Origin of the sequence: Undibacterium sp. TC9W, from assembly GCF_049339865.1 — a bacterium.
In the GTDB taxonomy this organism is placed as follows: domain Bacteria; phylum Pseudomonadota; class Gammaproteobacteria; order Burkholderiales; family Burkholderiaceae_D; genus Undibacterium.
Genome location: NZ_JBMPPJ010000005.1, coordinates 330007 through 354341 on the forward strand (window position 1 = coordinate 330007; position 24335 = coordinate 354341).

The following is a 24335-nucleotide window of genomic DNA, read 5'->3' on the forward strand; positions in this document are numbered from 1 at the left end:
AAGCGTCCAAGAAAAAGCGCCTCAGTTCGTGTGAACTGAGGCGCTTTTTTATGCATCAATATTTTTCACTACAGGATATGTTTACCTATCCACCAGGCTATGGCTGCCACAAAAGCAGAAGCCGGGATTGTCAAAATCCATGCCCAGACGATATTGCCAGCAACACCCCAGCGCACTGCAGACATTTTTTGCGCTGAACCGACACCTACGATCGCACCAGTAATAGTGTGCGTTGTTGATACAGGAATACCCAGTACAGTTGCCATGATCAGGGTGATGGCACCACCGGTTTCCGCACAAAAACCACCGACAGGTTTGAGCTTGGTGATTTTCTGACCCATGGTCTTCACGATACGCCAGCCACCAAACAAAGTACCCAGGCCGATAGCTGCATAGCAGGAATACACTACCCAGCCTGGTGGACCTTTATCAGCTTCGCTGGAGTAACCCGCTGCAATCAAAAGCATCCAGATAATACCCATGGTCTTTTGCGCATCATTACCACCGTGACCAAGGCTGAAAACAGAAGCAGACACCAGTTGCAGACGGCGGAACCATTTATCCACTTTTCTTGGTGTCGATTTAACGAACAACCAGGAAACAATCAGCATCATCACCGACCCAAGCACAAAGCCCAGCAATGGTGACAAGACGATAAACAAAATGATCTTGTACAGACCTGCTGCAATCAGGGCTCCAGTACCTTCTTTGGCTACTGCAGCACCAATCAAGCCGCCGATAAGAGCATGGGAAGACGATGAAGGGATACCAAAATACCAGGTCACCAGATTCCAGAATATCGCCCCAACCAAAGCACCAAAGATCACATAGTGATCGACAATGACAGGATCAATCGTGCCCTTGCCTATGGTTTTGGCTACTGACAGATTAAAAACGAAAAAAGCAAAGACATTGAATAAGGCAGCCATGGCTACCGCCTGACTAGGCTTCAATACTCCCGTCGAAACAACGGTTGCGATTGCATTGGCGGCATCATGGAAGCCGTTCATGAAATCGAATAACAATGCCAGCACCACCAATAAGATGATGACGTGCAGGCTCATATGAAAGGATTGCATAAAAGTGAATTCCCTTGTTCGCTCTCTGCATTGACAGAGAACTGTTAAGCGTCAATTAAGCGTCAAAATAAAAAAGTCAGACGCTTAAGCGTTCTCAACAATAATGCCTTCTATGATATTGGCAACATCTTCACAACGATCCGTCACTGTTTCCAGTATTTCGTAGATCGCTTTAAGTTTGATCAGATTGCGGACATCAGGTTCATCGCGGAACAGTTTGGACATGGCAGCACGCATGACGTGATCCGCATCCGATTCCAGGCGGTCGATTTCTTCGCACAAGGCCAGGATTTCGCGGGAATTATCCATGTTATGCAACAAGGCCACGGCGGCCTTTACTTTTTCAGCGCAACCCAGGCAAAGTTCAGCCAGACGCTTTGCTTCTGGTGTGATTTCGCGGATATCGTACAAAGAGATAGTCTGACCAGCATCTTCCAGCAGGTCCAGAATATCATCCATACGTGTGATCAGTTTATGGATGTCATCACGGTCAAGTGGTGTGATGAAAGTTTTGTGCAACAATTCTATCGTATTGTAAGTGACAGTATCGGCCTGTTTTTCTATGCTCTCTATCGCGTGAACACGGATCTCCAGGTCATCAAAGTTCGTCATCAGGGCAACCATTTCCTTGGAGCCTTTGACACATAACTCAGCATGTTGATTGAAGAGTTCAAAAAATTTGCCCTCGGTGGGCATCAAGCGTCCAAACATTTTATTCTCACTGAAAATATAAGATTTCTAGAATTGTCCAGGAAAGTACATGCATACAAACATGCCTGACAACACTGTTCTACTTTTAAGTCTTTACAACACCACTTCGTCTCTACCAAGCAATCAATATCAGCTCATACTTTTTTCAATATTATTCGTTATCACCAAACACGGACAAATGACCGACATAGTTATCGAATTTGGTATATTCACCCAGGAAAGTCAGGCGCACACTACCAATAGGGCCGTTACGCTGCTTACCAATAATGATTTCTGCCGTACCCTTATCAGGAGAATCCGGGTTATATACCTGGTCACGATAAATAAACATGATGACGTCAGCATCCTGCTCAATCGCTCCAGATTCGCGCAAGTCAGACATGACGGGGCGTTTATTTGGTCTTTGCTCCAGAGAGCGGTTCAACTGGGATAAGGCAATCACTGGACAATGCAGTTCTTTTGCCAGGCCCTTCAAGTTACGGGAAATTTCAGAAATCTCAGTCGCACGGTTTTCGCCAGCACTATTGGCTGACATCAATTGCAGGTAATCGACAATTACCAGGCCCAGTTTGCCACACTGGCGCGCCAGGCGGCGTGAGCGTGCACGCAACTCAATTGAACTCAGCGCTGGTGTTTCATCAATGTACAACTGCGCATCATTCATTTTTTGTATCGCATGCGTCAGGCGGGGCCAGTCTTCATCAGTCAGCTTGCCGACCCGCAGGCGGCTTTGATCCAGACGACCTACCGAGCCCAGCATACGCATCGCCAACTGAGCACCGCCCATCTCCATGGAGAACACGGCAACTGGCAAACCACTGTCTATCGCCACGTTCTCACCTATGTTCAGCGAGAACGCGGTTTTACCCATGGAGGGACGTCCCGCCACAATAATCAGATCACCTGGCTGCAAACCTGAAGTCATTTTATCCAGATCAACAAAACCGGTAGGCACACCGGTAATATCGTTCTGGTTGTCGCGGTTATACAATTCATCAATGCGCTCGACGACTTGTGTCAACAAGGGCTGGATGGCCTGGAACCCTTGCGCCCCACGCGCGCCCTCTTCGGCAATCGCAAAAATCTTGGATTCAGCCGCGTCCAGCATTTGCTTGACCTCTTTCCCTTGCGGGTTGAAGGCATCTCCTGAAATCTCATCTGCCACTGTAATCAGCTTGCGCAAGACACCGCGGTCGCGCACGATCTCAGCGTAGCGGCGTATATTCGCAGCCGAAGGTGTATTCTGCGCAAGCGCGTTGAGGTAGGTCAGGCCACCGGCATCTTCTGCCTTGCCCACACCATTCAGTGCTTCATACACAGTGATGACGTCAGCAGGACGGGAGGAATTGATCAATTTGACCATGCACTGGAAAATGATCCTGTGGTCATAACGATAAAAATCTTCTTCGTTGATGAAGTCAGCAATACGATCCCAGGCGGCATTGTCAAGCAGCAGACCTCCGAGAACAGATTGCTCCGCTTCTATGGAATGGGGGGGGACACGCAAGGCATCAAGTTGAGGATCAGAACCAGCTTTCATGGCGCGCATTATAACCGTTAAATCAGACTATCAGAACGTCCCAGCATGGAGAAATGAACCAGTTTGTGACAAGTTTGTGACAAATAGCCAAATCACCAAAATTTCAGCCATCGGCATAAAAAAAGCCGGGAAAACCCGGCTTTTTTTGAATTTGCCAAGAAAGCAAATTAAGCGTGTTCGCCTACTACTGCAACATTAACATCTACAACAACGTCAGTATGCAAAGCAACAGAAACACTGTGCTCGCCAGCGATCTTCAACGGACCTTGTGGCAAACGTACTTGTGCTTTCTCTACTGCGAAACCTTGTTTAGTCAGGGCTTCAGCGATATCAGCATTAGTGACGGAACCAAACAAACGGCCATCTACACCAGATTTTTGAGTGATTTGTACGGTCAGACCGGACAGTTTTTCACCTTGAGCTTGAGCTGCTGCCAATTTGGCTGCCGCTGCTTTTTCCAGTTCAGCGCGTTTTGCTTCGAATTCAGCAACTGCAGCTGTCGTAGCACGACGAGCCATACGTTGTGGAATCAAAAAGTTACGTGCATAGCCGTCTTTAACACGAACTACATCACCCAGATTGCCGAGATTAACGACTTTATCCAACAGAATAACTTGCATATTTTTCTCCTTTACCTTGTCGTCAATTACGCTGTGTGCAAATCAGTGTATGGCAGCAACGCGAGGTAACGTGCACGTTTGATTGCAGTATCTACTTGACGTTGATACAGCGCTTTTGTACCGGTCAAACGCGCTGGCATGATTTTGCCGTTTTCTTGCACGAAATCTTTCAGTGTGTCGATGTCTTTGTAGTCAACTTTTTCTACATGTGCTGCTGTGAAGCGGCAGAATTTTTTGCGTTTGAACAAAGGGTTTTGTTGTTGACGCTTTTGCTTCAATTTGCTTTTGTCGAATTTTTTACCGAATGCCATTTTTGGCTCCTAATCTAGTAAATGTGTCTCGAATTCAGTGACGTGAAAAACGAGACTTTTGCTATTGCGATTTTTGCGCGCTAAAAAACCGGTGAATTCCATGGGATACTCCAGGGCAATTTCTGCAAAACGCTGTGATATTTCACCAGCAGCCATCGCAGAAATCTCAAACTCGACCTGCCGAACTGTGTTCGCCTCACGAGTTTCTGAGCTATGCATCAAGGTAGCAGAAGCTATCGGGATACCGGCCGGGGTGTAGCGCAATGCGCTTTTTTCCACAATCCGGGCTACGAGCTTCAGCTGATTCACTATTTTTTTACGCGACCTTTGTCAATTATTAAGCAGCAGGCGCTTCAACACGTTGCGCTTTTGCAGCATCTTCTTTCTGAACAGCTTTCATCATAGGAGAAGGTGTTGTTTCTGCTTTTTTCAATTTGACTGTCAGGTGACGCAAGACAGCATCGTTGAATTTGAATGCTGTTTCCAACTCGAGCAGAGTTTCAGCATCGCATTCGATGTTCAAGCAAACATAGTGTGCTTTTGCCAGTTTTTGAATCATGTAAGCCAATTGACGACGGCCCCAGTCTTCAACGCGGTGGATTTGACCACCACGGGCTACAACACTTGCCTTGTAGCGCTCGATCATTGCAGGAACTTGCTCGCTCTGATCTGGATGTACGATAAATACGATTTCATAATGACGCATATATTCTCCTTGTGGACAATAAAAATAGCCCGCCTCGGCGTCAAGACGAGTGCGGGAAGAGGAAAGCCGACAATAATAACCTAGTTTTTCATATTGATCAATTAGATCAGTGACTTAGGCAATTTATCTGCCAATTCCTCAAGGTAAATGAGGTATTTTTTTCACATTTCTCAGTAATTGCGCTCATTTTGACTTGCATATTCAGCTTTACTGTATAAAAATACAGACTGCTTGTATATACAGCACCTTAACACTAGAAAACGCCATGCTCAAACTTACTTCCCGCCAGGAACAAATCCTGAACCTGATCAAAGATGCCATTCAAAACACGGGCTTTCCTCCCACCCGTGCCGAGATTGCGACAGAACTGGGGTTTCGCTCGACCAATGCGGCAGAAGAACATCTGCAGGCCCTCGCACGCAAAGGCGTTATAGAAATTGCTGCTGGCACTTCACGCGGCATACGTTTGTTGGAGTCAGAGTTGTCTAGCCATATCACAGGCAAGCAACTGGCCTTGCCCCACCCTGCTCTGCTGCAACTAGCCCTGCCACTGGTTGGCCGGGTTGCAGCCGGCTCGCCGATACTGGCAAGTGAACATATTGAGTCTACTTACCACGTAGATCCCGCCCTGTTCTCTGCCAAACCAGACTTTTTACTGAAGGTACGTGGCATGTCCATGCGTGACGCTGGCATACTTGATGGCGACTTGCTGGCGGTTAAAAAGGCAGACAGTGCCCGCAATGGGCAGATCGTCGTCGCCCGCCTCGGTGATGATGTGACCGTCAAACGCTATAAAAAAACTGGCAACCTGATAGAACTGATGCCAGAGAACCCGGATTACCCTGTCATCAAGATTGGTGACGCAGGAGAAGATTTCGCGCTGGAAGGCCTGGCTGTCGGCCTCATGCGCAATTGGGTTTGAGGTCAGCCTGGGCGTGATTTTACCCTCTCGTTTACTTCACGCCCGGGCAGAATCTCAAGCTTATTTGCTTCTGCCTGCTGACAAGCCCACCTTACATCCTCCCATTAAGTGACTCACTCTCAGGCGAGATAAGCGACAGGCATAAAAAAACGTCCGGACTTTCCGGACGTTTTTCATTTCAGAGCAACGAGCTGTTACTTCAAAAACTTAGTGCTTAACAACCGTCGTGTCTGCAGGAGTTTCCGTCGGCGCTGTAGCCGGCGTTGCAGCCGCCACAGAAACAGGCTCATCCACCAAAGGAACAGGCTGAGTTTCCAGTGCAATTTCCAGGACCTTGTCTATCCAGCGTACCGGGATGATTTCCAGTTTGTTTTTGACATTGTCCGGGATCTCAGCCAGATCCTTGGCATTTTCCTCAGGTATCAATACTGTTTTGATACCACCACGATGAGCAGCCAGCAATTTCTCTTTTAGGCCACCGATAGGCAATACTTCACCACGCAAGGTGATTTCACCTGTCATGGCAACATCAGCACGAACCGGGATGCCAGTAAACACTGAGACCAGAGCAGTCGTCATGGCAATACCGGCAGATGGACCATCTTTTGGTGTTGCACCTTCTGGTACGTGGATATGGATATCACTCTTCTCGAACACATCCGCCTTGATACCCAGACGCTTGGCGCGGCTGCGTACCACTGTGCGGGCTGCTTCTATCGATTCTTTCATGACATCGCCCAAAGTACCTGTGCGGATGACGCCACCTTTACCTGGCATGTTTACAGCTTCTATGGTCAATAGATCACCACCAACTTCAGTCCAGGCCAAGCCAACTACCTGACCAATCTGGTTATCCTTGACGGCAACACCAAAGTCATAGCGGCGCACACCCAGGTACTTGTCCAGATTTTTTGAATTGACCGTGGCTTTTTTCTCGGTCTTTTTCAGCAAGAGCATTTTCACGACCTTGCGGCAAATCTTGGAGATTTCCCTTTCCAGCGAACGCACGCCAGCTTCACGGGTGTAATAGCGAATGATGTCGCGTATTGCACTCTCAGCCACAGTAATTTCGCCTTCTTTCAAACCATTGTTCTTGATTTGCTTAGGCAATAAATAACGCTGTGCAATGCTGGTTTTTTCATCTTCGGTATAACCTGACAGACGTATCACCTCCATCCTGTCCAGCAAAGCTGGCGGGATATTGTAGGAGTTGGACGTCGCCACAAACATGACGTCGGACAAATCGAAATCGACTTCGATATAGTGGTCCGAGAAAGTGTGATTTTGCTCAGGGTCCAATACCTCCAGCAAAGCCGATGAAGGATCACCGCGGAAATCGGCACCCATCTTATCGACTTCATCCAACAGGAACAGAGGATTACGCACACCAACCTTGGACAGACTTTGCAAAATCTTGCCCGGCATGGAGCCTATGTAAGTACGGCGATGACCGCGAATTTCTGCCTCATCACGCACGCCACCCAAGGCCATGCGCACAAACTTGCGGTTCGTGGCACGGGCGATGGACTGCCCCAGCGAGGTTTTACCCACACCTGGAGGACCTACCAGACACAAGATAGGTGCTTTCAGCTTATCGACGCGCTGTTGTACTGCAAGATATTCCAGGATGCGTTCTTTGACCTTATCCAGGCCAAAGTGTTCGTCTTCCAATACTTTTTCAGCATTCGTCAAATCATTGTTGACCTTGGATTTTTTCTTCCATGGCAAATTGACGATGGTATCGATGTAATTACGCACGACAGTAGCTTCTGCCGACATAGGCGACATCATTTTGAGTTTTTTCAACTCATTCTGTGCTTTGTCGCGGGCCTCTTTAGGCATTTTGGCGGCCAGGATTTTTTTCTCCAGCTCGTCAATATCAGCGCCCTCTTCGCCCTCGCCCAGCTCTTTTTGTATCGCCTTGACTTGCTCGTTCAGATAATACTCGCGTTGGGACTTTTCCATCTGGCGCTTGACGCGACCGCGGATACGTTTTTCGACTTGCAGGATATCAAGCTCACCTTCGAGCTGACCGAGTAAATGCTCAAGACGTTTTGCCACACTGAAAATTTCCAGGATGACTTGTTTTTGTTCCAGCTTCAAAGGCAGGTGCGCGGCGATGGTATCAGCCAGGCGACCAGCATCATCAATGCCAGACAGGGATGCCAGAATTTCTGGTGGGATTTTTTTGTTCAGTTTGACGTACTGGTCAAATTGCTGAACGATAGTACGGCGCATAGCCTCGACTTCTGACTCATCACCTTCATCGACGGCGATAGGTGTCAGGTCAGCAAAGAAATGCGATTCAGAATCATGGATCTTGCTGATGCGCGCACGTTGCGCACCTTCGACCAATACCTTGACGGTACCGTCGGGTAATTTCAGCATTTGCAGGATATTGGCAATACAGCCAATTTCGTAAATGTCATCTGCCGAAGGCTCATCCTTGGCAGCGGCTTTTTGGGCGGCAAGCATGATGCTCTTACCCTGATCCATGGCGGCTTCTAAGGCTTTAATGGATTTGGGGCGGCCCACAAACAGGGGGATTACCATGTGCGGGAATACAACGACATCACGCAGTGGCAACAACGGCAATTGGGTTTGTTCGGTAATCAGAGTAGTCGTCATGGCGCACCTTTCATAAATACTGGTTAACAATGTTGGCGCACTGGGCGGAAACACAAGCCCATTCTGGAAAAAAACAATAAAAAAAGCCACTCAGAGAGCTTCTCCGGGTAGCTTTACGATTGAAGCCAGAATCGTTTTGTTAAACCATTGTACTTCGAATCAAATAAAAAAAAGGCAAAATAAATAAAAATGGGGAGTTAAGTCCCCATTTTTGTTACTTCGAAGCAAACAATGCCATCAGGCGCCGGAAACTTTTGGCTGCTCATGGTAAATCAGCAATGGTTTTGCGCCATTAGTGATCGTACTCTCATCAATAACAACCTTCTCCACATTTTGGTGGCTAGGCAAGTCATACATGATGTCAAGCAAGGCATGCTCAAGGATGGAGCGCAAACCACGGGCACCGGTTTTACGCATGATCGCTTTCTTGGCAATGGCCTGCAAAGCGGCTGGGCGAATTTCCAGCTCAGTGCCTTCCATCTCCAGCAATTTTGCATATTGCTTGATCAGGGCATTTTTTGGCTCAACCAGAATCTGGATCAGGGCAGCCTCGTCCAGTTCGTTCAAAGTGGCGATAACAGGCAAACGACCAACCAGCTCGGGGATAAGACCGAACTTGATCAAATCTTGCGGCTCAGCATCTTGCATGACTTCGCTGGCGCTCTTTTCTGCCTGACTCTTGACGCTGGCAGAAAACCCTATGCCACTGCGCTCGGAACGGTCGGAAATGATCTTCGCCAGACCATCAAACGCGCCGCCGCAGATGAACATGATGTTGGTGGTATCAATCTGGATGAAATCCTGATTAGGATGCTTGCGGCCACCCTGAGGCGGTACAGATGCCATCGTACCTTCAACCAGCTTCAGCAGAGCCTGTTGCACGCCCTCACCGGACACGTCGCGGGTAATGGATGGATTATCAGATTTACGGGAAATCTTGTCGATTTCATCGATATAAACGATACCTTTTTGCGCGCGCTCGACTTCATAATTGCAATTTTGCAGCAATTTTTGAATGATGTTTTCTACGTCTTCACCAACATAGCCAGCTTCAGTCAGGGTAGTCGCATCGGCGATGACGAAAGGCACATTCAGCATGCGTGCCAGTGTTTGCGCCAGCAGGGTTTTACCTGAGCCAGTCGGACCTACCAGCAAGATATTACTCTTTGCCAGTTCAACATCGTCTTTTTTACCCAGGTGTTTGAGGCGCTTGTAATGGTTATATACCGCAACTGCCAGAATACGTTTAGCACCAAGCTGGCCAATGACGTATTGGTCCAGCAAGTCAGTGATTTCTTGCGGCGTAGGCAATTCAGTTTTCGCACTGGCAATATTATCAATTTCGGACACTTCGTCACGAATGATGTCATTGCACAAATCGATGCACTCGTCGCAGATGAATACGGATGGCCCAGCTATTAATTTTTTAACCTCATGCTGACTCTTGCCGCAAAACGAGCAATAGAGCAACTTTTCTCCGCTGGAGGATTTTTTATCGGGCATGATACGTATATGAAATAAACAAAATTAATCTATAAACTGATGATTAAACGCTGGCTGGACAGAGCCTGGACTCAGGCATCAGCAACGCATATTAAACATTAATAATCTCAGCTACTTGGTCTTGCATATTACCTGCAAAAACGTCTTTCGTCATGACATCAATATGCAACAATGGGAAGCAAAGAGATATTATAGAACAGAATAAAAAAACGCCCGGACCGTCATGGAACAGGCGTTCTTCTTTTGATAAGCAATGTGCTTGAGGGATTTAAGCGCGATGCGCCAGCACCTTATCGATCAGACCATATTCCGCAGCAGCATCTGCTGACATGAAATTATCACGGTCTGTATCTTTCGCAATTTGTTCAAGGCTGCGGCCAGTTTTTTCAGCCAGTATGCCATTCAGGCGCTCACGCAAATACAAGATTTCACGCGCCTGAATTTCGATATCAGATGCCTGGCCTTGGGCGCCGCCCAGAGGTTGATGAATCATGACACGGGAATTTGGTAAAGAGAAACGCTTGCCCTTGGCACCTGCTGCCAGCAAAAAGGCACCCATGGATGCCGCCATACCGGTACACAAGGTAGATACGTCAGGCTTGATGAACTCCATGGTGTCAAAGATTGCCATACCAGCAGATACCGAACCACCTGGAGAGTTGATGTAAAGTGAAATATCCTTATCAGGATTTTCACTTTCCAGGAACAGCAACTGTGCAACAACAAGATTGGCAGTCTGATCATTGACCGGACCCACCAGGAAAATCACACGTTCCTTGAGCAAGCGTGAGTAGATGTCGTATGAACGCTCACCCCTGCCGCTTTGCTCAATCACCATAGGCACCATGCCCAGCATGTTTGTGTCCAGTGCCGAATTACGGATGATGCCTGTCATGTGTTTTCCTTTATTTGTTACGCTTGTGCGTTGTTGCCCATCAATTCGTCGAAAGGCAGAACTTTGTCTGTGACTTTCGCTTTACCCAACACATAGTTAACGACGTTTTCCTCTAATACAAGGGCTTCAACTTCAGCCAGACGGTTGCGGTCGCTGAAATAATATTTAACGACTTGCTGCGGGTCTTCATAGCTTTGAGCAAAATCTTCAACTTGCGCTTTGATTTGTTCAGTTGTTGCTTGCAGGTTGTTTGCCTTGACCAGTTCAGCCAGGATCAGACCCAGGCGAACGCGGCGCTCAGCTTGTGCATTGAACAAGTCTGTAGGGAAAGGCACGTCTTTGACGTTCATGCCGCGTTGCGCCATGTCTTGACGTGTCATTTCTGCCAGACGTTCGCTGTCTTGCGCCACCAAAGTTTTAGGTACGTCAAATTCGACAACCTTGACCAATGCGTCCATGACACTTTCTTTAGTCTTGGATTTAACACGGCCGCGTACTTCGCGTTCCAGATTGTCCTTGATATCTGCGCGCATCTTGACCAGGTCGCCATCTTCCACGCCCAGCATTTTGGCAAACTCGGAATCTACTTCAGGCATGTGCGCCCATTCCAGTTTTGTCAAAGTGATCGTGAATTCTGCAGTTTTACCTGCAACGTCCTTGCCATGATAGTCTTCAGGGAAAGCCAATGGGAAAGTCTTGGATTCGCCAACTTTCAAACCGATAGTTGCTGTTTCAAACTCAGGCAACATGCGGCCTTCACCCAATACGAAGGCGAAGCCATCAGCTTTGCCGCCAGCAAATTCGACGCCGTCGATTTTGCCTACGAAATCTACTGTAGCGCGGTCGCCATTTTGCGCGGACTGGTCTGCACCACCGTCACCGTGCGCACCCTGCTCGCCTTTAACGTGGAAATGCACGCGTTGCTTGCGCAGGATATCGATGGTTTTATCGATTTCGGCATCAGTTACGTCAGATTTGACTTGCTCAACTTCAGCAATAGCCAAATCACCAACGGTAATTTCTGGATACACTTCAAAAGTTGCATCGAATGCCAAGCTGCCTTCAGCCACGTCTGATCCAGACTTTGGCTCTATGCTTGGGTAACCAGCAACACGCAATTTGTTTTCATTTGCAGCAGCAGCAAAAGCCTGGCCGACTTTGTCGTTCAGCACTTCTGTTTCTACTTGATAGCCATATTGCGCTGCTACCATTTTCATAGGTACTTTACCAGGACGGAAACCAGGCGCTTTTGCTGTACGTGCGCGCTGCTTCAAACGCTTTTCAACTTCCGATTGCACATCAGCGACCGGAAAGGAAATCGTCAAACGGCGTTCCAATTTATCTAAAGTTTCGACTGCAGTTGCCATGAAAATCGTCCAAATAGTAAAAATTCTGTGGTGCGAGGAGGGGGACTCGAACCCCCACACCATTGCTGGCGTCAGGACCTAAACCTGGTGCGTCTACCAATTTCGCCATCCTCGCGGGATGTATGTTTATGTTCACCGGCGCAATGCCGCCACACGTTCTGCACGGCCGTCACAAAAGCAAAGGGCGACCCGAAATTCAAGCGTCGCCCAAAACTGATGTATGTGGCATTACAACTCCAGCCCGATATTCTACTGGATTTTACCGGCATGTGCCTTATTTTTTTAAATACAAGCCCAATACAGCGGCGGAAAAACCATAAAAAGCTATAAAACACTATACAAGGGCAGTATTGCCCGGTATTTCAAGCAATTCCACCTCTGTCAGCATAGCCAACCTGACAGGGGTGGAACCCAAAAATACCCCAAATACTCTTAGATACTGGTCTTCTTGACCCTGAACCATGCCGCATATAGAGCTGGCAAGAACAGCAAGGTCAGAGCAGTCGCAATAATCAACCCCCCCATGATAGCGACCGCCATTGGCCCCCAGAACACGGAACGGGACAAAGGTATCATCGCCAGCACTGCCGCTGCTGCCGTCAGAATGATAGGGCGGAAGCGGCGTACTGCCGATTCCACAATCGCATCCCATGGTGCAGCGCCCTCACCTATATCGTGTTCGATCTGGTCAATCAAGATCACCGAATTACGGATGATCATACCGAACAGGGCAATCACACCGAGCTGCGCGACGAAACCGAATGGACGTTGCAATATCAACAAAGCCATCGCCGCGCCGGCCACACCCAGAGGGCCGGTGAGGAATACCAGCAAGGATCTGGAGAAACTATGCAACTGCAGCATCAGCAAAGTGAATATGATGAAAATCACAAATGGAACATTGGCTGCAATCGATTCCTGCGCCTTGCCACTATCCGCTGCTGCACCTGCCAACTCTATCTTATAACCTGGCAAGAGGCTGGCCCTGATCTGATCCAGTTTTGGTGATACCTGGCTTGATACTGTCGGGCCTTGTATGCCATCAACCACATCGGACTGTACCGTCACAGCCCACTCACGACCTTCACGCCAGACGACACCTGGCTCCCATACCAGATTGATACGGGCAACCTGAGACAAAGGCACAAATTTGCCGCTGCCGGTTGGTACATTGGCATTACCCAATGCCTCTATCGTAGAACGCTCATCGACTGGCTGACGCACGACAATATCAATCAGTTTATTACCATCACGGAACTGACCAACGTTAGTACCCGTCAGTATGGTATTCGCAGCACGCATGACAGCTTGCGATGTAATACCCAGGGCACGCAATTTATCCTGATCCAGATCAATACGCACTACCTTGACTGACTCGTTCCAGTTGTCATTCACACCCACCGTATTCGGGTTGGCACGCATGACTTCTTTGACGCGGTCTGCAATTTCCCTGACCTTGTTTACTTCCAGACCGGTAACACGGAACTGCACCGGATAAGGAACTGGTGGGCCGTTAGGCAAGAGTTTCACACGACCACGCACCTCAGGAAAATCTTTCTTGAAGGCTTCGATAATTTTCAAGCGCAATGCGGAACGTGCTTTCAAATCCTTAGGCAAAACCACGATCTGCGACACGTTGGTTTGTGGGAAAATCTGATCCAGTGGCAAATAGAAACGTGGGCTACCCGTACCGACATAGCTGGTCACGCTTTCCACCCCTTCCTGCTTTTGCATGAAGGCTTCAAACTTCTTGGCTTGCGCTTCTGTTGCCTGGAAGGATGAGCCCTCAGGCAACCACAACTCCACCATCAATTCAGGGCGACTGGAGTCAGGGAAGAATTGCTGTTCAATGAACTTGAATCCATATACACCCAGCATGAACACGCCAAGCGTAATGACTATCGTCGTCTTGCGCCAGGTCACGCACCAGTTCACCAGCGCACGGAAGCGCGAGTAAAACGGTGTATCAAAAATCTCATGCTCACTGCCACCGCCACCTGCATGCGGCTTGACCTTCAACAGCAAATAACCCAAATAAGGCGTAAAGATAACCGCCGCCAGCCATGAAATCAGCAAAGCCAGGGCATTCACCGAGAACATGGAGAAGGTATACTCACCTGCTGCAGATTTTGCCAGACCGATAGGCAAGAAACCTGCCGCCGTAATCAGCGTACCTGTCAGCATAGGCATGGCCGTAGAAGTATAGGCAAAGGTTGCCGCATCAAAGCGAGAAAAACCTTCTTCCATCTTACGAACCATCATTTCAACTGCGATAATCGCATCATCGACCAGCAAACCCAGTGCAATGATCAAAGCACCCAGCGATATCTTGTGTAAATCGATATCAAAGATGCGCATGAACAGGAAGGTAATTGCCAATACCAGCGGTATCGTCAAACCAACCACCAGGCCAGGCCAGATATCGAGGCGGAAAGGTTTGGTATGCAAACCCAAGGCCAGGAAGCTGACCGCAAGAACAATGACAACCGCTTCTATCAGAGTGCGGATAAATTCACCAACCGAAGACTTCACTGCATCCGGCTGATTGGTGACCTGCTCCAGCGTAATGCCTACTGGCAGTTTCGCCTTGATTTCAGCAACATCAACTTGCAGGTGTTTGCCCAACTCAATGATATTGCCGCCCTTTTCCATGGAAATACCCAGACCGACAACTTCTTTGCCGTTGAAACGCATCTTGTCTTGCGGCGGGTTTTTGTATTCACGTTTGACCGTGGCGAAATCACCGAGGCGGAAAGTCGTGCCATTGGCGCGCAACTGCAGATTTTCCAACTCTTTCACCGTCATCAGCGCGCCAGAAATACGGACTTGCAGATTGTCAGTGGAAGTCGTTAGCACACCGGTAGCCTCAACACCATTTTGCGAATTGATTTGCCCTACGATGGCATCAAATGGCACGCCCAGTTGTGAGAATTTCTTTTGCGAGAATTCGATATTGATTTTCTCATCCTGCACGCCAAACAGTTCAACCTTGGATACAGAAGGGATGCGCAAGAATTGCTGACGCACGAAGTCGGCATATTCTTTAACCTCTTCATACTTGAAACCATCGCCAGACAAGGCATAGATGGAGCCGTAGGTATCGCCGAATTCATCATTGAAGAATGGGCCGAGTACGCCGGGCGGCAAGGTCGAACGGATATCACCTATCTTCTTACGCACCTGATACCAGGATTGCGCCGTATCTTTAGGCGGCGTCGATTCACGCAATTGCAGGATAATTAAAGTTTCACCTGGTTTGGAGTAACTGCGTATCTTGTCTATATATGGCGTTTCTTGCAGCTTTTTTTCCAGCTTGTCAGTCACCTGATCTGCCATTTGCAAGGCAGTGGCACCTGGCCAGATAGCCCGCACCACCATCGCGCGGAAAGTAAACGGCGGATCTTCATCCTGCCCCAGTTTGCCATAGCTGAGTATGCCCCCCAGCAAGAGCACGACCATCAGATAACGCGTCAGCGGTATATGCTCCAGCGCCCATCTGGATAAATTGAAACCACGTGAAGAATCACTCATTTGGCGGCTCCTGCTGCCGCAGTTGCAGGAGCTAGGGATGCAGCATCACTGGCAGCGGCCACAGACTTGGCCGGAGCCGGGGTAGTTTCCACACCGAGTATAGTTACTTTCTGGCCATTTTTGAGCAGGTTGGCCCCCGCCGTCACCACTACCTGACCTGGTTTGACACCACCAGCCAGCAAGGCTTCTTCTCCAGAAGAACCAGCCACCTGAACTGGCACCAGCCTGACCACACCAGACTCGACCACCCAGACTGAAGAAGCATTTTTTTCCTGGAACAAGGCAGTCAAAGGCACTTTGATTGCACTGTTCGGATTTTTCGAATTGAAGCTGACATAGGCCGTCATGCCCAGTTGCACATCCTTGTTATCACCAGCAAGGCTGACCTTGGCAGTATAAGTACGGGTAACTGGGTCAGCCATAGGTGACAATTCGCGCAATTTGCCAGGTATGGATTGACCAGGATTGGCCCACAAACGTATGTTGACATCCGTCAGTTGACGGATGGAATTGACCTTGTCTTCTGGTACACCAACGATAACATCCATGGCCCCCAGTTGGGCTACACGCACGACCGATGTACCCGCTGCAACCACCTGGCCCACCTCGGCATCAATGCCTGTCACCACGCCATCAACATCAGCCACGAGGCTGGTATAAGAAGACTGGTTGGACTGGTTTTTATAAGCTGCCAAAGCCTGTTCGTAAGTAGATTGTGCTGATTTGTAGGCCACTTCTTTGCCATCCAGTACTGCGGCAGCCACAAAATTCTTGGAGCGCAACTCTTGATAACGCTTCAATTCAGCCTTGGCCAGGTCACGATTACTCTCAGCCGCCGATAAGCCAGCCTTGGCCTGGACTTGCGCCAGCGCCAGGTCTTGCGGATCCAATTGCATCAATACCTGACCACGTTTGACCAGGGTGCCGGCATCTACTTTGCGGGCAACTATCTTGCCAGGAACACGAAAACCAAGGCGTGACTCTATGCGGGGACGCACTTCGCCAGGCAGCTCGGCATTGATATCTATATTACTGCTCGCCAGGGTAATCGTTCTGACCGGGCGTATGTCTTCGGTTTTTTCGGCAGGTTTGGAGCAAGCCAGCAATAGTGTTGTAGATGCAAGGATGAAGGCAAATGGGACAGCGCGCCTTCCAGCAAACTGCCTCGCTTGAGGATGGACGGTAGTTTCTGGTGTTAACACAGGAGTTTTCCTTTACTATGCTGGCTTTCCGGGCCGGAACAAAACGGGCAAAAATGACAATGCGATTTTATTAATATTTAATATTGACTACATGCTACTATCAAGTAACTGACTTTGCGGTTAGTAATTATAGTTAAGCATCTTGTTTTTGCCAATGACTTTTCGGTCATTAAGACTTTTCATGGAATTTAGCTCAATAAATGTCGGTTAACCATTACGAAAACTTCCCTGTTGCTTCCCTATTACTTCCTGCCCGCTTAAGGCCAGCGGTCAAGGTCATCTATGCTTTTGCCCGCAGTGCCGACGACATTGCCGATGAGGGAGATGCCAGCCCGGAGCAAAGGCTGGCGCAACTGGCAGAATATGAACGCGAACTCGATAACATAGAGAAAAATAGTAGCAGCGAATCACAACTATTCAAGGCGCTGGCTGAGGTGATACGTGAATATAAGCTGCCTTTGCAAAGCTTTCGCGATTTACTGTCGGCGTTTAAACAGGATGTCGTCACTACCAGATATGCAAACTTTACCGGACTGCTGGATTATTGTGCCCGCTCGGCAAATCCGGTCGGCACACTGATGTTGCACCTGTATGAACAGGCCAGTACTGAGAATTTGCGCGATTCAGATGCCATCTGCAGTGCACTGCAACTGATCAATTTTTGGCAGGATGTCGCCATAGACTGGCAAAAACAAAGAATTTACCTCCCGCTGGATGACTTGAGCCGGTTTGGCATAGGAGAACAGCAAATTGCCAGTGGCATGCAAAATGAGGACTGGCGCAATATGATGCGCTTCCAGGTGGCACGCGCCAGGAATATGATGCAATCAGGCAGCGGCCTGGCAAAGCGCCTGCCTGGCAGGCTGGGATGGGAATTGCGCCTGGTGGTACAGGGCGGCTTGTGCATACTGGAAAAAATTGAAGCGGCGAATTACAACGTATTTCAGCACAGGCCCAAGCTCGGCAAGACCGACTGGATCAGGCTGGCATGGCGGGCAACACGTATGTGAGGTAGATATGTGAGGCATGTGAGGTATGTGAAACTGAACGTGAGGCCGGCTGATACAAATCAATACAGATCAATCGCAATCACCTGGCAAACGTTTGCCCGCTCCCACTGTGTCTGCAAATTGCAGCAACATGTAAATCATTATTGTTTTTAACCAATAGCAATAGGAGATACGTGGGATTGAACTTAAAATCAATCTATCAATCACACCAACAGCAAACCCATGGCGACTCTTTCAAGAGCAAGCGGGTCTGCACAGGATTCTGGAGTTTGAATGCGAACTTGTACAACTTGTATATATCGATGCGTTTTCCTACTATCTTTATTGTCACTCAACGGCTGCACCGTCATTGCGATTGCTGATGCGGCCGTCTCGACTACCGTTAAAGTCGGCAGTGCCGTCGTTGGTACCGCAGTAGATGTCACGCGCGCTGGCGTAAGGGCGGTCACCAGCGATAGCGATGACAGCAGTGGGGATAATCAGGGCAGCGATAGCAGCAATACCGACAAGGAATCCTCCAGCAAGCACCATAAATAATAGATAAGCTCCTGCATTTTGTACGATAGCCAACTCAATATCATGCCCACAGCATTGCAAATTGCCAAGCATAGGGAAATACAGGCAGCTGCCAAGACGGTACTGGCACGTCTGGCTGGCATGATCACATCTGAAGATACCGAACAAAGCATCGCCGACAAGGCCTACTCCATGTTGTGCGAATCGGGTTACTCCAAAACCTGGTACCACCAATGCCCCGCCCTCGTGTTGCTAGGGTCGCGTAGCTGCGTCTCCATCTCTGGCAGCGACTATCAACCCGGCAAAGAAACCGTTGGCAAAGCCAATCTGATTACCGTGGATTTGAGTCCGGTCCACGATGAATATTGGGGGGATTGCGCGCGCTCCTTCCCGGTTGAAAATGGCAGAGTGACACACACACCGCAATTGCTGGAGTTTCGCAACGGGCTTTGCTTCCAGCAGCACCTGCATGCGCAAATGCTGGAAACCGTGACACCCAAAACCACGTTTGGTCAGTTATTTGACTGGGCCAATTTACGAATACGGCAAAATGGCTTCGTGAATCTGGATTACCGCAACAATGTCGGGCATAGCATAGTCACAGACCGCGACCAGCGCCAATACATCCATTCTGATAACAACCAGGAGTTGGGAGAAGTCGCCTTTTTCAGCTTTGAACCCTTCATACGCCTAAAAGGCGGCAAATGGGGCTTCAAGCATGAAGGCATTTTCTATTTCAATGAGCAGGGCAAGCTGGAAGAAATATAAAGCAAAGGGAGCTTACTCCCATGTCTATGCACCTGCCATTGCAGGTAAACACAAAAAAGCTGGACAGATGTTAATCTGCCCAGCTTTTCATTTATATCAACTGCCTGCTATCAAGTCTTGGAGCAATCTACCACTGCATTTCTTGAGGCAGCAGGATTAGACGCATCGACCACACCAGTACCATTTGTAACCTTGCAAGTCTGACCGGTAGCCTGGGTATCAACGGTGATATTGAATGGCTTGCCACTCAACCAGCTCCAGTTGAACTGATAATTACCTGGCGCACTGACGGCAAATTTATCAGCAAAACCATCTACTGTATTCACCATGGTCAACACTGTGCCTGCTGTCAGGCCATTGACGGTAAATTGAACCGGCACAGCAGGTACACAAGACACCAGGGCCGTCAGTGAAGCTGCAGGATTGGCATTATTGACAGTGCCAGTGCCATTGGCGACTGTACAGTACTGCGATGCAGGCGGGATACCTACAGTCACTGCAAACGGCTGACCGCTGACACCGTAAGATGCAAACTGGAAGCTGCCATTGGCCGTTACTGTAGTAGTTGCCAACGCATTATTGAGCAATACCATGGAGCTATTGTCAGCCATGCCGGAAACCGTACCACCCACCGGCACATTCGGCACACAGGTTACCGCGATGTTCTTGACTGCTGAATCACTGGACATCTTGCCTGTGCCATTGACAACCGTGCAGTTCACAGAATTTGGCTGGGTCAGCACACTGATGGAGTAAGCACCATTGCTGGCAACATTGAATGAGAAAGTACCATCTGCCGTCAGCGTCTGGGTGTAATTGGCCTCATTGCGCAAAACCAGAACATCACCAGTACCCAGACCAGTGACATTACCGCCAACTGTCGTATATACAAAGCCACCACATCCAGCGAGGACTATGCCTGCGCCAACGATCAATGCTGCAAATTTCGATTTATTCAAGATATTCGTCCGAATGAGTAATTATTTTCAATGCCGCGCCGATTTTCCATGGCGCTCAAACGCTCTGGTATTGCTTTAAAACGCGCCGCCTATTATACGTTTAGTCCCGGATAAGAAGGCAGTTCTTCGTTTTCATTACAATATGTTACGATAAAACAGACTAATCCCGGCATCAAAATACACTTCTTATACAAAACCCATGGCTTTGCCTATCCAGCAAAAAACCGGCCTCGCCCCATCTACCGCCTCACTTTATTAATAATAATTTCATATTTCTACTGTAAACTGAGCAAAAATCATCCTTCTCGGCCACACAATAAAGCGCAAGAGATTTGTGAGCTTTGCCACAGTTTGTTAACATAGCTACTTTTTTGGCTTTATTTTTGGCCTTAATTTTGGCTTTAGCCGCCACTTCTTACTCATTCAGCATGTCTCCAGACGAATATTGCCAGCAAAAAGCTGCACAAAGTGGCTCCAGTTTTTACTATAGTTTCCTGTTTTTGCCCCAGGCAAGAAGGCGGGCAATTACCGCCCTGTATGCATTTTGCCGCGAAGTCGATGATGTTGTGGATGAAAGCACTGACGATATGGTGGCACGCAGCAAACTGGGCTGGTGGCGCAAGGAAGTGCAGGCCATGCTGGCAAATCAACCCACGCATCCTGTCACCAAGGCTTTGCTGCCTCACATGGCAGAATACCAGCTTGAAGGCGCGCACCTGCTGGCGATCATCGATGGCATGGAAATGGATTTGAACCAGACCCGCTACCTCGACTTCAATGCGCTGCAAAAATATTGCTGGCATGTCGCCGGCGTTGTCGGCATTTTGTCGGCCAGTATTTTTGGCATCACCAATCCGCAAACCCGTGAGTTTGCTGAAAAACTGGGACTGGCTTTTCAGATGACTAATATCATCCGCGACGTTGGTGAAGATGCACGCAAAGGCAGAATCTACCTGCCGGTCAATGAATTACAACAATTCAATGTCACAGCAGCCGATATTCTGAATGCCCGTCATAGCGCACAGTTTGAAACCCTGATGCAGTTCCAGTATGAGCGCGCACAAAAGCTGTACGAGGAAGCCTTTGCCCTGCTGCCGCCGGAAGACCGCAAGGCGCAAAGGACAGGCCTGATCATGGCAGCGATTTATCGCGCCCTGCTGGTAGAGATACAGCGTGACGGTTTTCATGTACTTAATCAGCGCATCTCGCTGACACCGATACGCAAACTCTGGCTGGCCTGGAAAACCTACGTCCGTGGCTAAAAAAGAAGCGCTGAAAAACAAGTCAGTCGCCGTCATCGGCGCTGGCTGGGCTGGTTGCGCGGCTGCCTGTGAACTGGCACAACTAGGTGCCACTGTCACATTATTCGAATCCAGCCGCAATCTGGGTGGGCGTGCGCGTGGAGTCACAGTGCACGAGCAAGAACTGGATAATGGCCAGCATATTTTGCTGGGCGCCTATACCCAGAGTCTGCGCCTGATGCGACTGCTTGGTGTCGATACTGAAACAGCACTGTTGAATTTGCCGCTGCAAATGGTGTATCCCGAGCTGGAAGAAGGCATGTCATTCATTGCCCCGAGCTTACCCGCCCCGCTACACTTATTATTCGCACTGATTAAATCCAGTGGCCTGAGTTTTGCTGACAAAATGGCACTGGCAAGATTTTCATCCACCGCACGCTGGATGGGCTGGCGTCTGAATGAAGATTGCAGCGTCCTGGAATTACTGGAACGTTTTGATCAGACACCGCGGCTATGTCGTTTGATGTGGATACCACTCTGCATCGCTGCCCTGAATACGCCGCCAGAACGCGCCTCGGCCCAAGTATTCTTAAATGTACTGCGCGACAGCCTCGGAGCAAAACGCGCGGCATCCGACATGCTGATACCCCGGCTGGACCTGAGCGGTATCTTCCCAGAAAAAGCAGCTGACTATGTACGCGCTCACGGCGGGCAAGTCTTAACAGCCCATAGCGCAACATGCCTTGTGCAAAATGAAGATGGCAAATGGCAAATTGAACTGAAGCAGGCAGAAGCACAACTGCAGCTCTATGATGCAGTCATACTTGCCTGCGATTTTGCCAATGCAGACAGACTATTGTCCACATTGCCATTCAAAGATCAGGCAGCCCCCTTGCCTGCAATGACTTACGAGCCCATTACTACCTGTTATCTGCAATACGGGGCAAACGTGAGATTGCCACGTCCCATGCTGGCTCTGCTTGAAGATGCTGGACAAAAAAAATGGGGACAATATGTATTTGACCGTGGTCAGCTACAACCCGATCAGGCGGGTTTGCTGGCAGTGGTCGTGAGTGTTTCGCAAGCTGCCACAGAAATTGACAGACATGAACTGGCGATGGATATTGCCGCACAACTGGCGCAGAGTCTTGGCATGCCAGAACTGGCGCAGCCCATCTGGCATCAATGCATCTCGGAAAAGCGCGCCACTTTCAGTTGCGCACCTGGTCTGAACAGGCCAGACAATCATACTGCTTACAGCGGCCTGTATCTGGCAGGCGACTATACCAAAGGCGACTACCCTGCCACGCTGGAAGGTGCCGTACGCAGTGGCATAGCAGCCAGCCAGGCTATCGCCAAAGACTTGAAAGCGTCAAAAATCTAATCCGGGATTTCACTATCTACATCGCGGATTCTGGATAAGGCCTCTTCTATCCTATCGACCCCTATGATGGTCAGGCCTTCGATTTTTTGTTTGGGCGCATTTGATTTGGGGATCATCGCAATCGAAAAGCCCAGCTTGGCCGCTTCGCGCAAGCGTTCTTGCCCACGTGGCGCTGGGCGTATCTCACCCGCCAGCCCGACCTCCCCAAACACCACCAGGCCGCGCGGCAGGGGCTTATTGCGCATGGAAGAATTAATCGCCAGCAGCACGGCCAGATCGGCGGCAGGCTCGGCAATCTTGACACCGCCCACCGCATTGATAAACACATCCTGATCAAAAGCCGCCACGCCTGCATGCCTGTGCAACACCGCCAGTAACATGGCCAGGCGGTTTTGCTCCAAGCCTACTGACAAACGACGGGCATTAGGGGCATGTGAACTGTCAACCAGTGCCTGTATCTCTACCAGCAAGGGCCGCGTGCCCTCTTGCGTGACCATGACGCAAGAACCAGCCACCTGGGTATCATGCTGGGACAGGAACAAGGCAGAAGGATTGGATACACCCTTCAAGCCTTTTTCCGTCATGGCAAACACACCGAGCTCGTTGACTGCACCAAAACGGTTTTTAATCGCCCGCACCAGACGGAAGCTGGAATGGGTGTCTCCCTCAAAATACAAGACCGTATCGACAATATGCTCGAGCACACGTGGCCCCGCCAGTGCACCTTCTTTAGTAACATGGCCGACTAGTATCATGGTGATGTCCATGGTCTTGGCAACACGCGTCAACTGGGCCGCACATTCGCGCACCTGGGCAACTGAGCCGGGCGCAGAGCTCAGGGCATCGGAATACATGGTCTGTATGGAATCAATGACCACAACCTGGGGCTTGTGTTCAGCCAGAGTATTGAGGATTTTTTCCAGTTGTATCTCAGCCTGCAATTGCAAGTCTTTGGCGTCCAGGGACAAGCGCTTGGCTCGCAGGGCGATTTGCGCCCCGGACTCTTCTCCACTGACATACAAGACCTTTTTTTTCTGAGCCAGGTTAGCCAGCGCCTGCAGCAGCAAGGTAGATTTACCAATGCCGGGGTCGCCACCTATCAATACAACACCACCTGCTACCAGTCCACCACCCAGTACGCGGTCAAATTCATCTATGTCTGTACCAAAACGCGGCACATCGAGTGCTTCAATCTCAGCCAGGTTCAAGACCGGTGCGGATTGCGCCAGCCCCTGGGGTCTGGCGCTGAACCGGTTGCCGACAGATTCCACGATGGTTTCAACCAGGGTATTCCACTGCCCGCAGGCTGGACACTGACCAGCCCACTTATTGACAATACCACCACATTCGGTGCAGGTATAATTGGTTTTTGCTTTTGCCATCTTCAGACCAGAGGAAATTTGCGGGGTTTACTACTTCAGTTCGCATCTGCATGCAGACCA

At 49.3% G+C, this 24335-nt stretch carries 21 protein-coding genes and 1 tRNA gene; 6 read left to right on the top strand and 16 right to left on the bottom strand.

Features of this window, described 5'->3' with window-relative positions:
* Nucleotides 1-68 precede the first annotated feature (68 nt).
* The 7 genes from ACO0LN_RS09360 to rpsF all read right to left on the bottom strand — a co-directional run bounded on the left by ACO0LN_RS09360 (nt 69) and on the right by rpsF (nt 4967).
* The gene (locus tag ACO0LN_RS09360; RefSeq protein WP_422973025.1) at nt 69-1079 is read right to left on the bottom strand and encodes an inorganic phosphate transporter; all 1011 of its coding nucleotides are present in this window, start codon (nt 1077-1079) and stop codon (nt 69-71) included.
* Between the two features lie 84 nt (nt 1080-1163).
* Nucleotides 1164-1790, bottom strand: coding sequence for a DUF47 domain-containing protein (locus ACO0LN_RS09365; RefSeq protein WP_110252962.1), 627 nt, complete (start codon nt 1788-1790; stop codon nt 1164-1166).
* Between the two features lie 151 nt (nt 1791-1941).
* The gene (locus ACO0LN_RS09370; protein WP_422973027.1) at nt 1942-3330 is read right to left on the bottom strand and encodes a replicative DNA helicase; all 1389 of its coding nucleotides are present in this window, start codon (nt 3328-3330) and stop codon (nt 1942-1944) included.
* 167 nt (nt 3331-3497) lie between these two features.
* A complete protein-coding gene (gene rplI / locus ACO0LN_RS09375) occupies nt 3498-3950 on the bottom strand; it encodes a 50S ribosomal protein L9 (protein ID WP_110252961.1) in 453 nt (150 codons plus the stop codon).
* 26 nt (nt 3951-3976) lie between these two features.
* Nucleotides 3977-4261: a 30S ribosomal protein S18 gene (gene rpsR / locus ACO0LN_RS09380; RefSeq protein ID WP_110252960.1), complete on the bottom strand. Its 285-nt coding sequence runs from the start codon at nt 4259-4261 to the stop codon at nt 3977-3979.
* 9 nt (nt 4262-4270) lie between these two features.
* Nucleotides 4271-4570, bottom strand: a complete 300-nt coding sequence (gene priB / locus ACO0LN_RS09385) for a primosomal replication protein N (protein ID WP_422973029.1) — start codon at nt 4568-4570, stop codon at nt 4271-4273.
* Between the two features lie 28 nt (nt 4571-4598).
* Nucleotides 4599-4967 (bottom strand): 30S ribosomal protein S6, encoded by a 369-nt coding sequence (gene rpsF / locus ACO0LN_RS09390; protein ID WP_110252958.1) that lies wholly within the window; start codon nt 4965-4967, stop codon nt 4599-4601.
* A 265-nt stretch (nt 4968-5232) separates the two neighbouring features.
* Between rpsF and lexA the strand changes: the two genes are divergently transcribed.
* Nucleotides 5233-5889 (top strand): transcriptional repressor LexA, encoded by a 657-nt coding sequence (lexA, locus tag ACO0LN_RS09395; RefSeq protein WP_422973031.1) that lies wholly within the window; start codon nt 5233-5235, stop codon nt 5887-5889.
* Nucleotides 5890-6096: 207 nt separating this feature from the next.
* On the opposite strand, the gene lon is transcribed toward lexA, so the two are convergent.
* The 7 genes from lon to ACO0LN_RS09430 form a co-directional block, all read right to left on the bottom strand.
* Complete coding sequence (lon, locus tag ACO0LN_RS09400) at nt 6097-8517, bottom strand: endopeptidase La (RefSeq protein WP_422973033.1); 2421 nt, start codon at nt 8515-8517, stop codon at nt 6097-6099.
* 237 nt (nt 8518-8754) lie between these two features.
* Nucleotides 8755-10020, bottom strand: a complete 1266-nt coding sequence (gene clpX / locus ACO0LN_RS09405) for an ATP-dependent Clp protease ATP-binding subunit ClpX (protein ID WP_422973035.1) — start codon at nt 10018-10020, stop codon at nt 8755-8757.
* Between the two features lie 268 nt (nt 10021-10288).
* Nucleotides 10289-10915: an ATP-dependent Clp endopeptidase proteolytic subunit ClpP gene (gene clpP, locus ACO0LN_RS09410; RefSeq protein WP_422973037.1), complete on the bottom strand. Its 627-nt coding sequence runs from the start codon at nt 10913-10915 to the stop codon at nt 10289-10291.
* A gap of 17 nt (nt 10916-10932) precedes the next feature.
* A complete protein-coding gene (tig, locus tag ACO0LN_RS09415) occupies nt 10933-12282 on the bottom strand; it encodes a trigger factor (RefSeq protein ID WP_422973039.1) in 1350 nt (449 codons plus the stop codon).
* Between the two features lie 28 nt (nt 12283-12310).
* Nucleotides 12311-12397: transfer RNA gene (locus ACO0LN_RS09420), tRNA-Leu, on the bottom strand.
* Between the two features lie 317 nt (nt 12398-12714).
* Nucleotides 12715-15813, bottom strand: coding sequence for an efflux RND transporter permease subunit (locus tag ACO0LN_RS09425; RefSeq protein ID WP_422973041.1), 3099 nt, complete (start codon nt 15811-15813; stop codon nt 12715-12717).
* A complete protein-coding gene (locus ACO0LN_RS09430; protein ID WP_422973043.1) occupies nt 15810-17015 on the bottom strand; it encodes an efflux RND transporter periplasmic adaptor subunit in 1206 nt (401 codons plus the stop codon). Before ACO0LN_RS09430 ends, ACO0LN_RS09425 begins: the two co-directional genes overlap by 4 nt.
* A 200-nt stretch (nt 17016-17215) precedes the next feature.
* Here ACO0LN_RS09430 and hpnC point away from each other — a divergent pair, with 200 nt between their 5' ends.
* The 3 genes from hpnC (at nt 17216) to ACO0LN_RS09445 (ending at nt 19309) form a co-directional block, all read left to right on the top strand.
* The gene (gene hpnC, locus ACO0LN_RS09435) at nt 17216-18025 is read left to right on the top strand and encodes a squalene synthase HpnC (protein ID WP_422973045.1); all 810 of its coding nucleotides are present in this window, start codon (nt 17216-17218) and stop codon (nt 18023-18025) included.
* A 324-nt stretch (nt 18026-18349) separates the two neighbouring features.
* A complete protein-coding gene (locus ACO0LN_RS09440) occupies nt 18350-18562 on the top strand; it encodes a hypothetical protein (protein WP_422973046.1) in 213 nt (70 codons plus the stop codon).
* Between the two features lie 42 nt (nt 18563-18604).
* The gene (locus ACO0LN_RS09445; RefSeq protein ID WP_422973048.1) at nt 18605-19309 is read left to right on the top strand and encodes a M24 family metallopeptidase; all 705 of its coding nucleotides are present in this window, start codon (nt 18605-18607) and stop codon (nt 19307-19309) included.
* A gap of 110 nt (nt 19310-19419) precedes the next feature.
* On the opposite strand, the gene ACO0LN_RS09450 is transcribed toward ACO0LN_RS09445, so the two are convergent.
* The gene (locus ACO0LN_RS09450; RefSeq protein WP_422973050.1) at nt 19420-20268 is read right to left on the bottom strand and encodes a hypothetical protein; all 849 of its coding nucleotides are present in this window, start codon (nt 20266-20268) and stop codon (nt 19420-19422) included.
* A gap of 428 nt (nt 20269-20696) precedes the next feature.
* On the opposite strand from ACO0LN_RS09450, the gene hpnD reads away from it, so the two are divergent.
* A complete protein-coding gene (hpnD, locus tag ACO0LN_RS09455) occupies nt 20697-21530 on the top strand; it encodes a presqualene diphosphate synthase HpnD (protein ID WP_422973052.1) in 834 nt (277 codons plus the stop codon).
* Nucleotides 21523-22893 carry a hydroxysqualene dehydroxylase HpnE gene (gene hpnE, locus ACO0LN_RS09460; protein ID WP_422973053.1) on the top strand — a complete coding sequence of 457 codons (1371 nt, stop codon included), beginning with the start codon at nt 21523-21525 and terminating at the stop codon, nt 22891-22893. The genes hpnD and hpnE overlap by 8 nt, the downstream gene beginning before the upstream one ends.
* Here the strand turns inward: hpnE and radA are convergent.
* A complete protein-coding gene (gene radA, locus ACO0LN_RS09465; protein WP_422973055.1) occupies nt 22890-24275 on the bottom strand; it encodes a DNA repair protein RadA in 1386 nt (461 codons plus the stop codon). The genes hpnE and radA overlap by 4 nt on opposite strands.
* Nucleotides 24276-24335 lie beyond the last annotated feature (60 nt).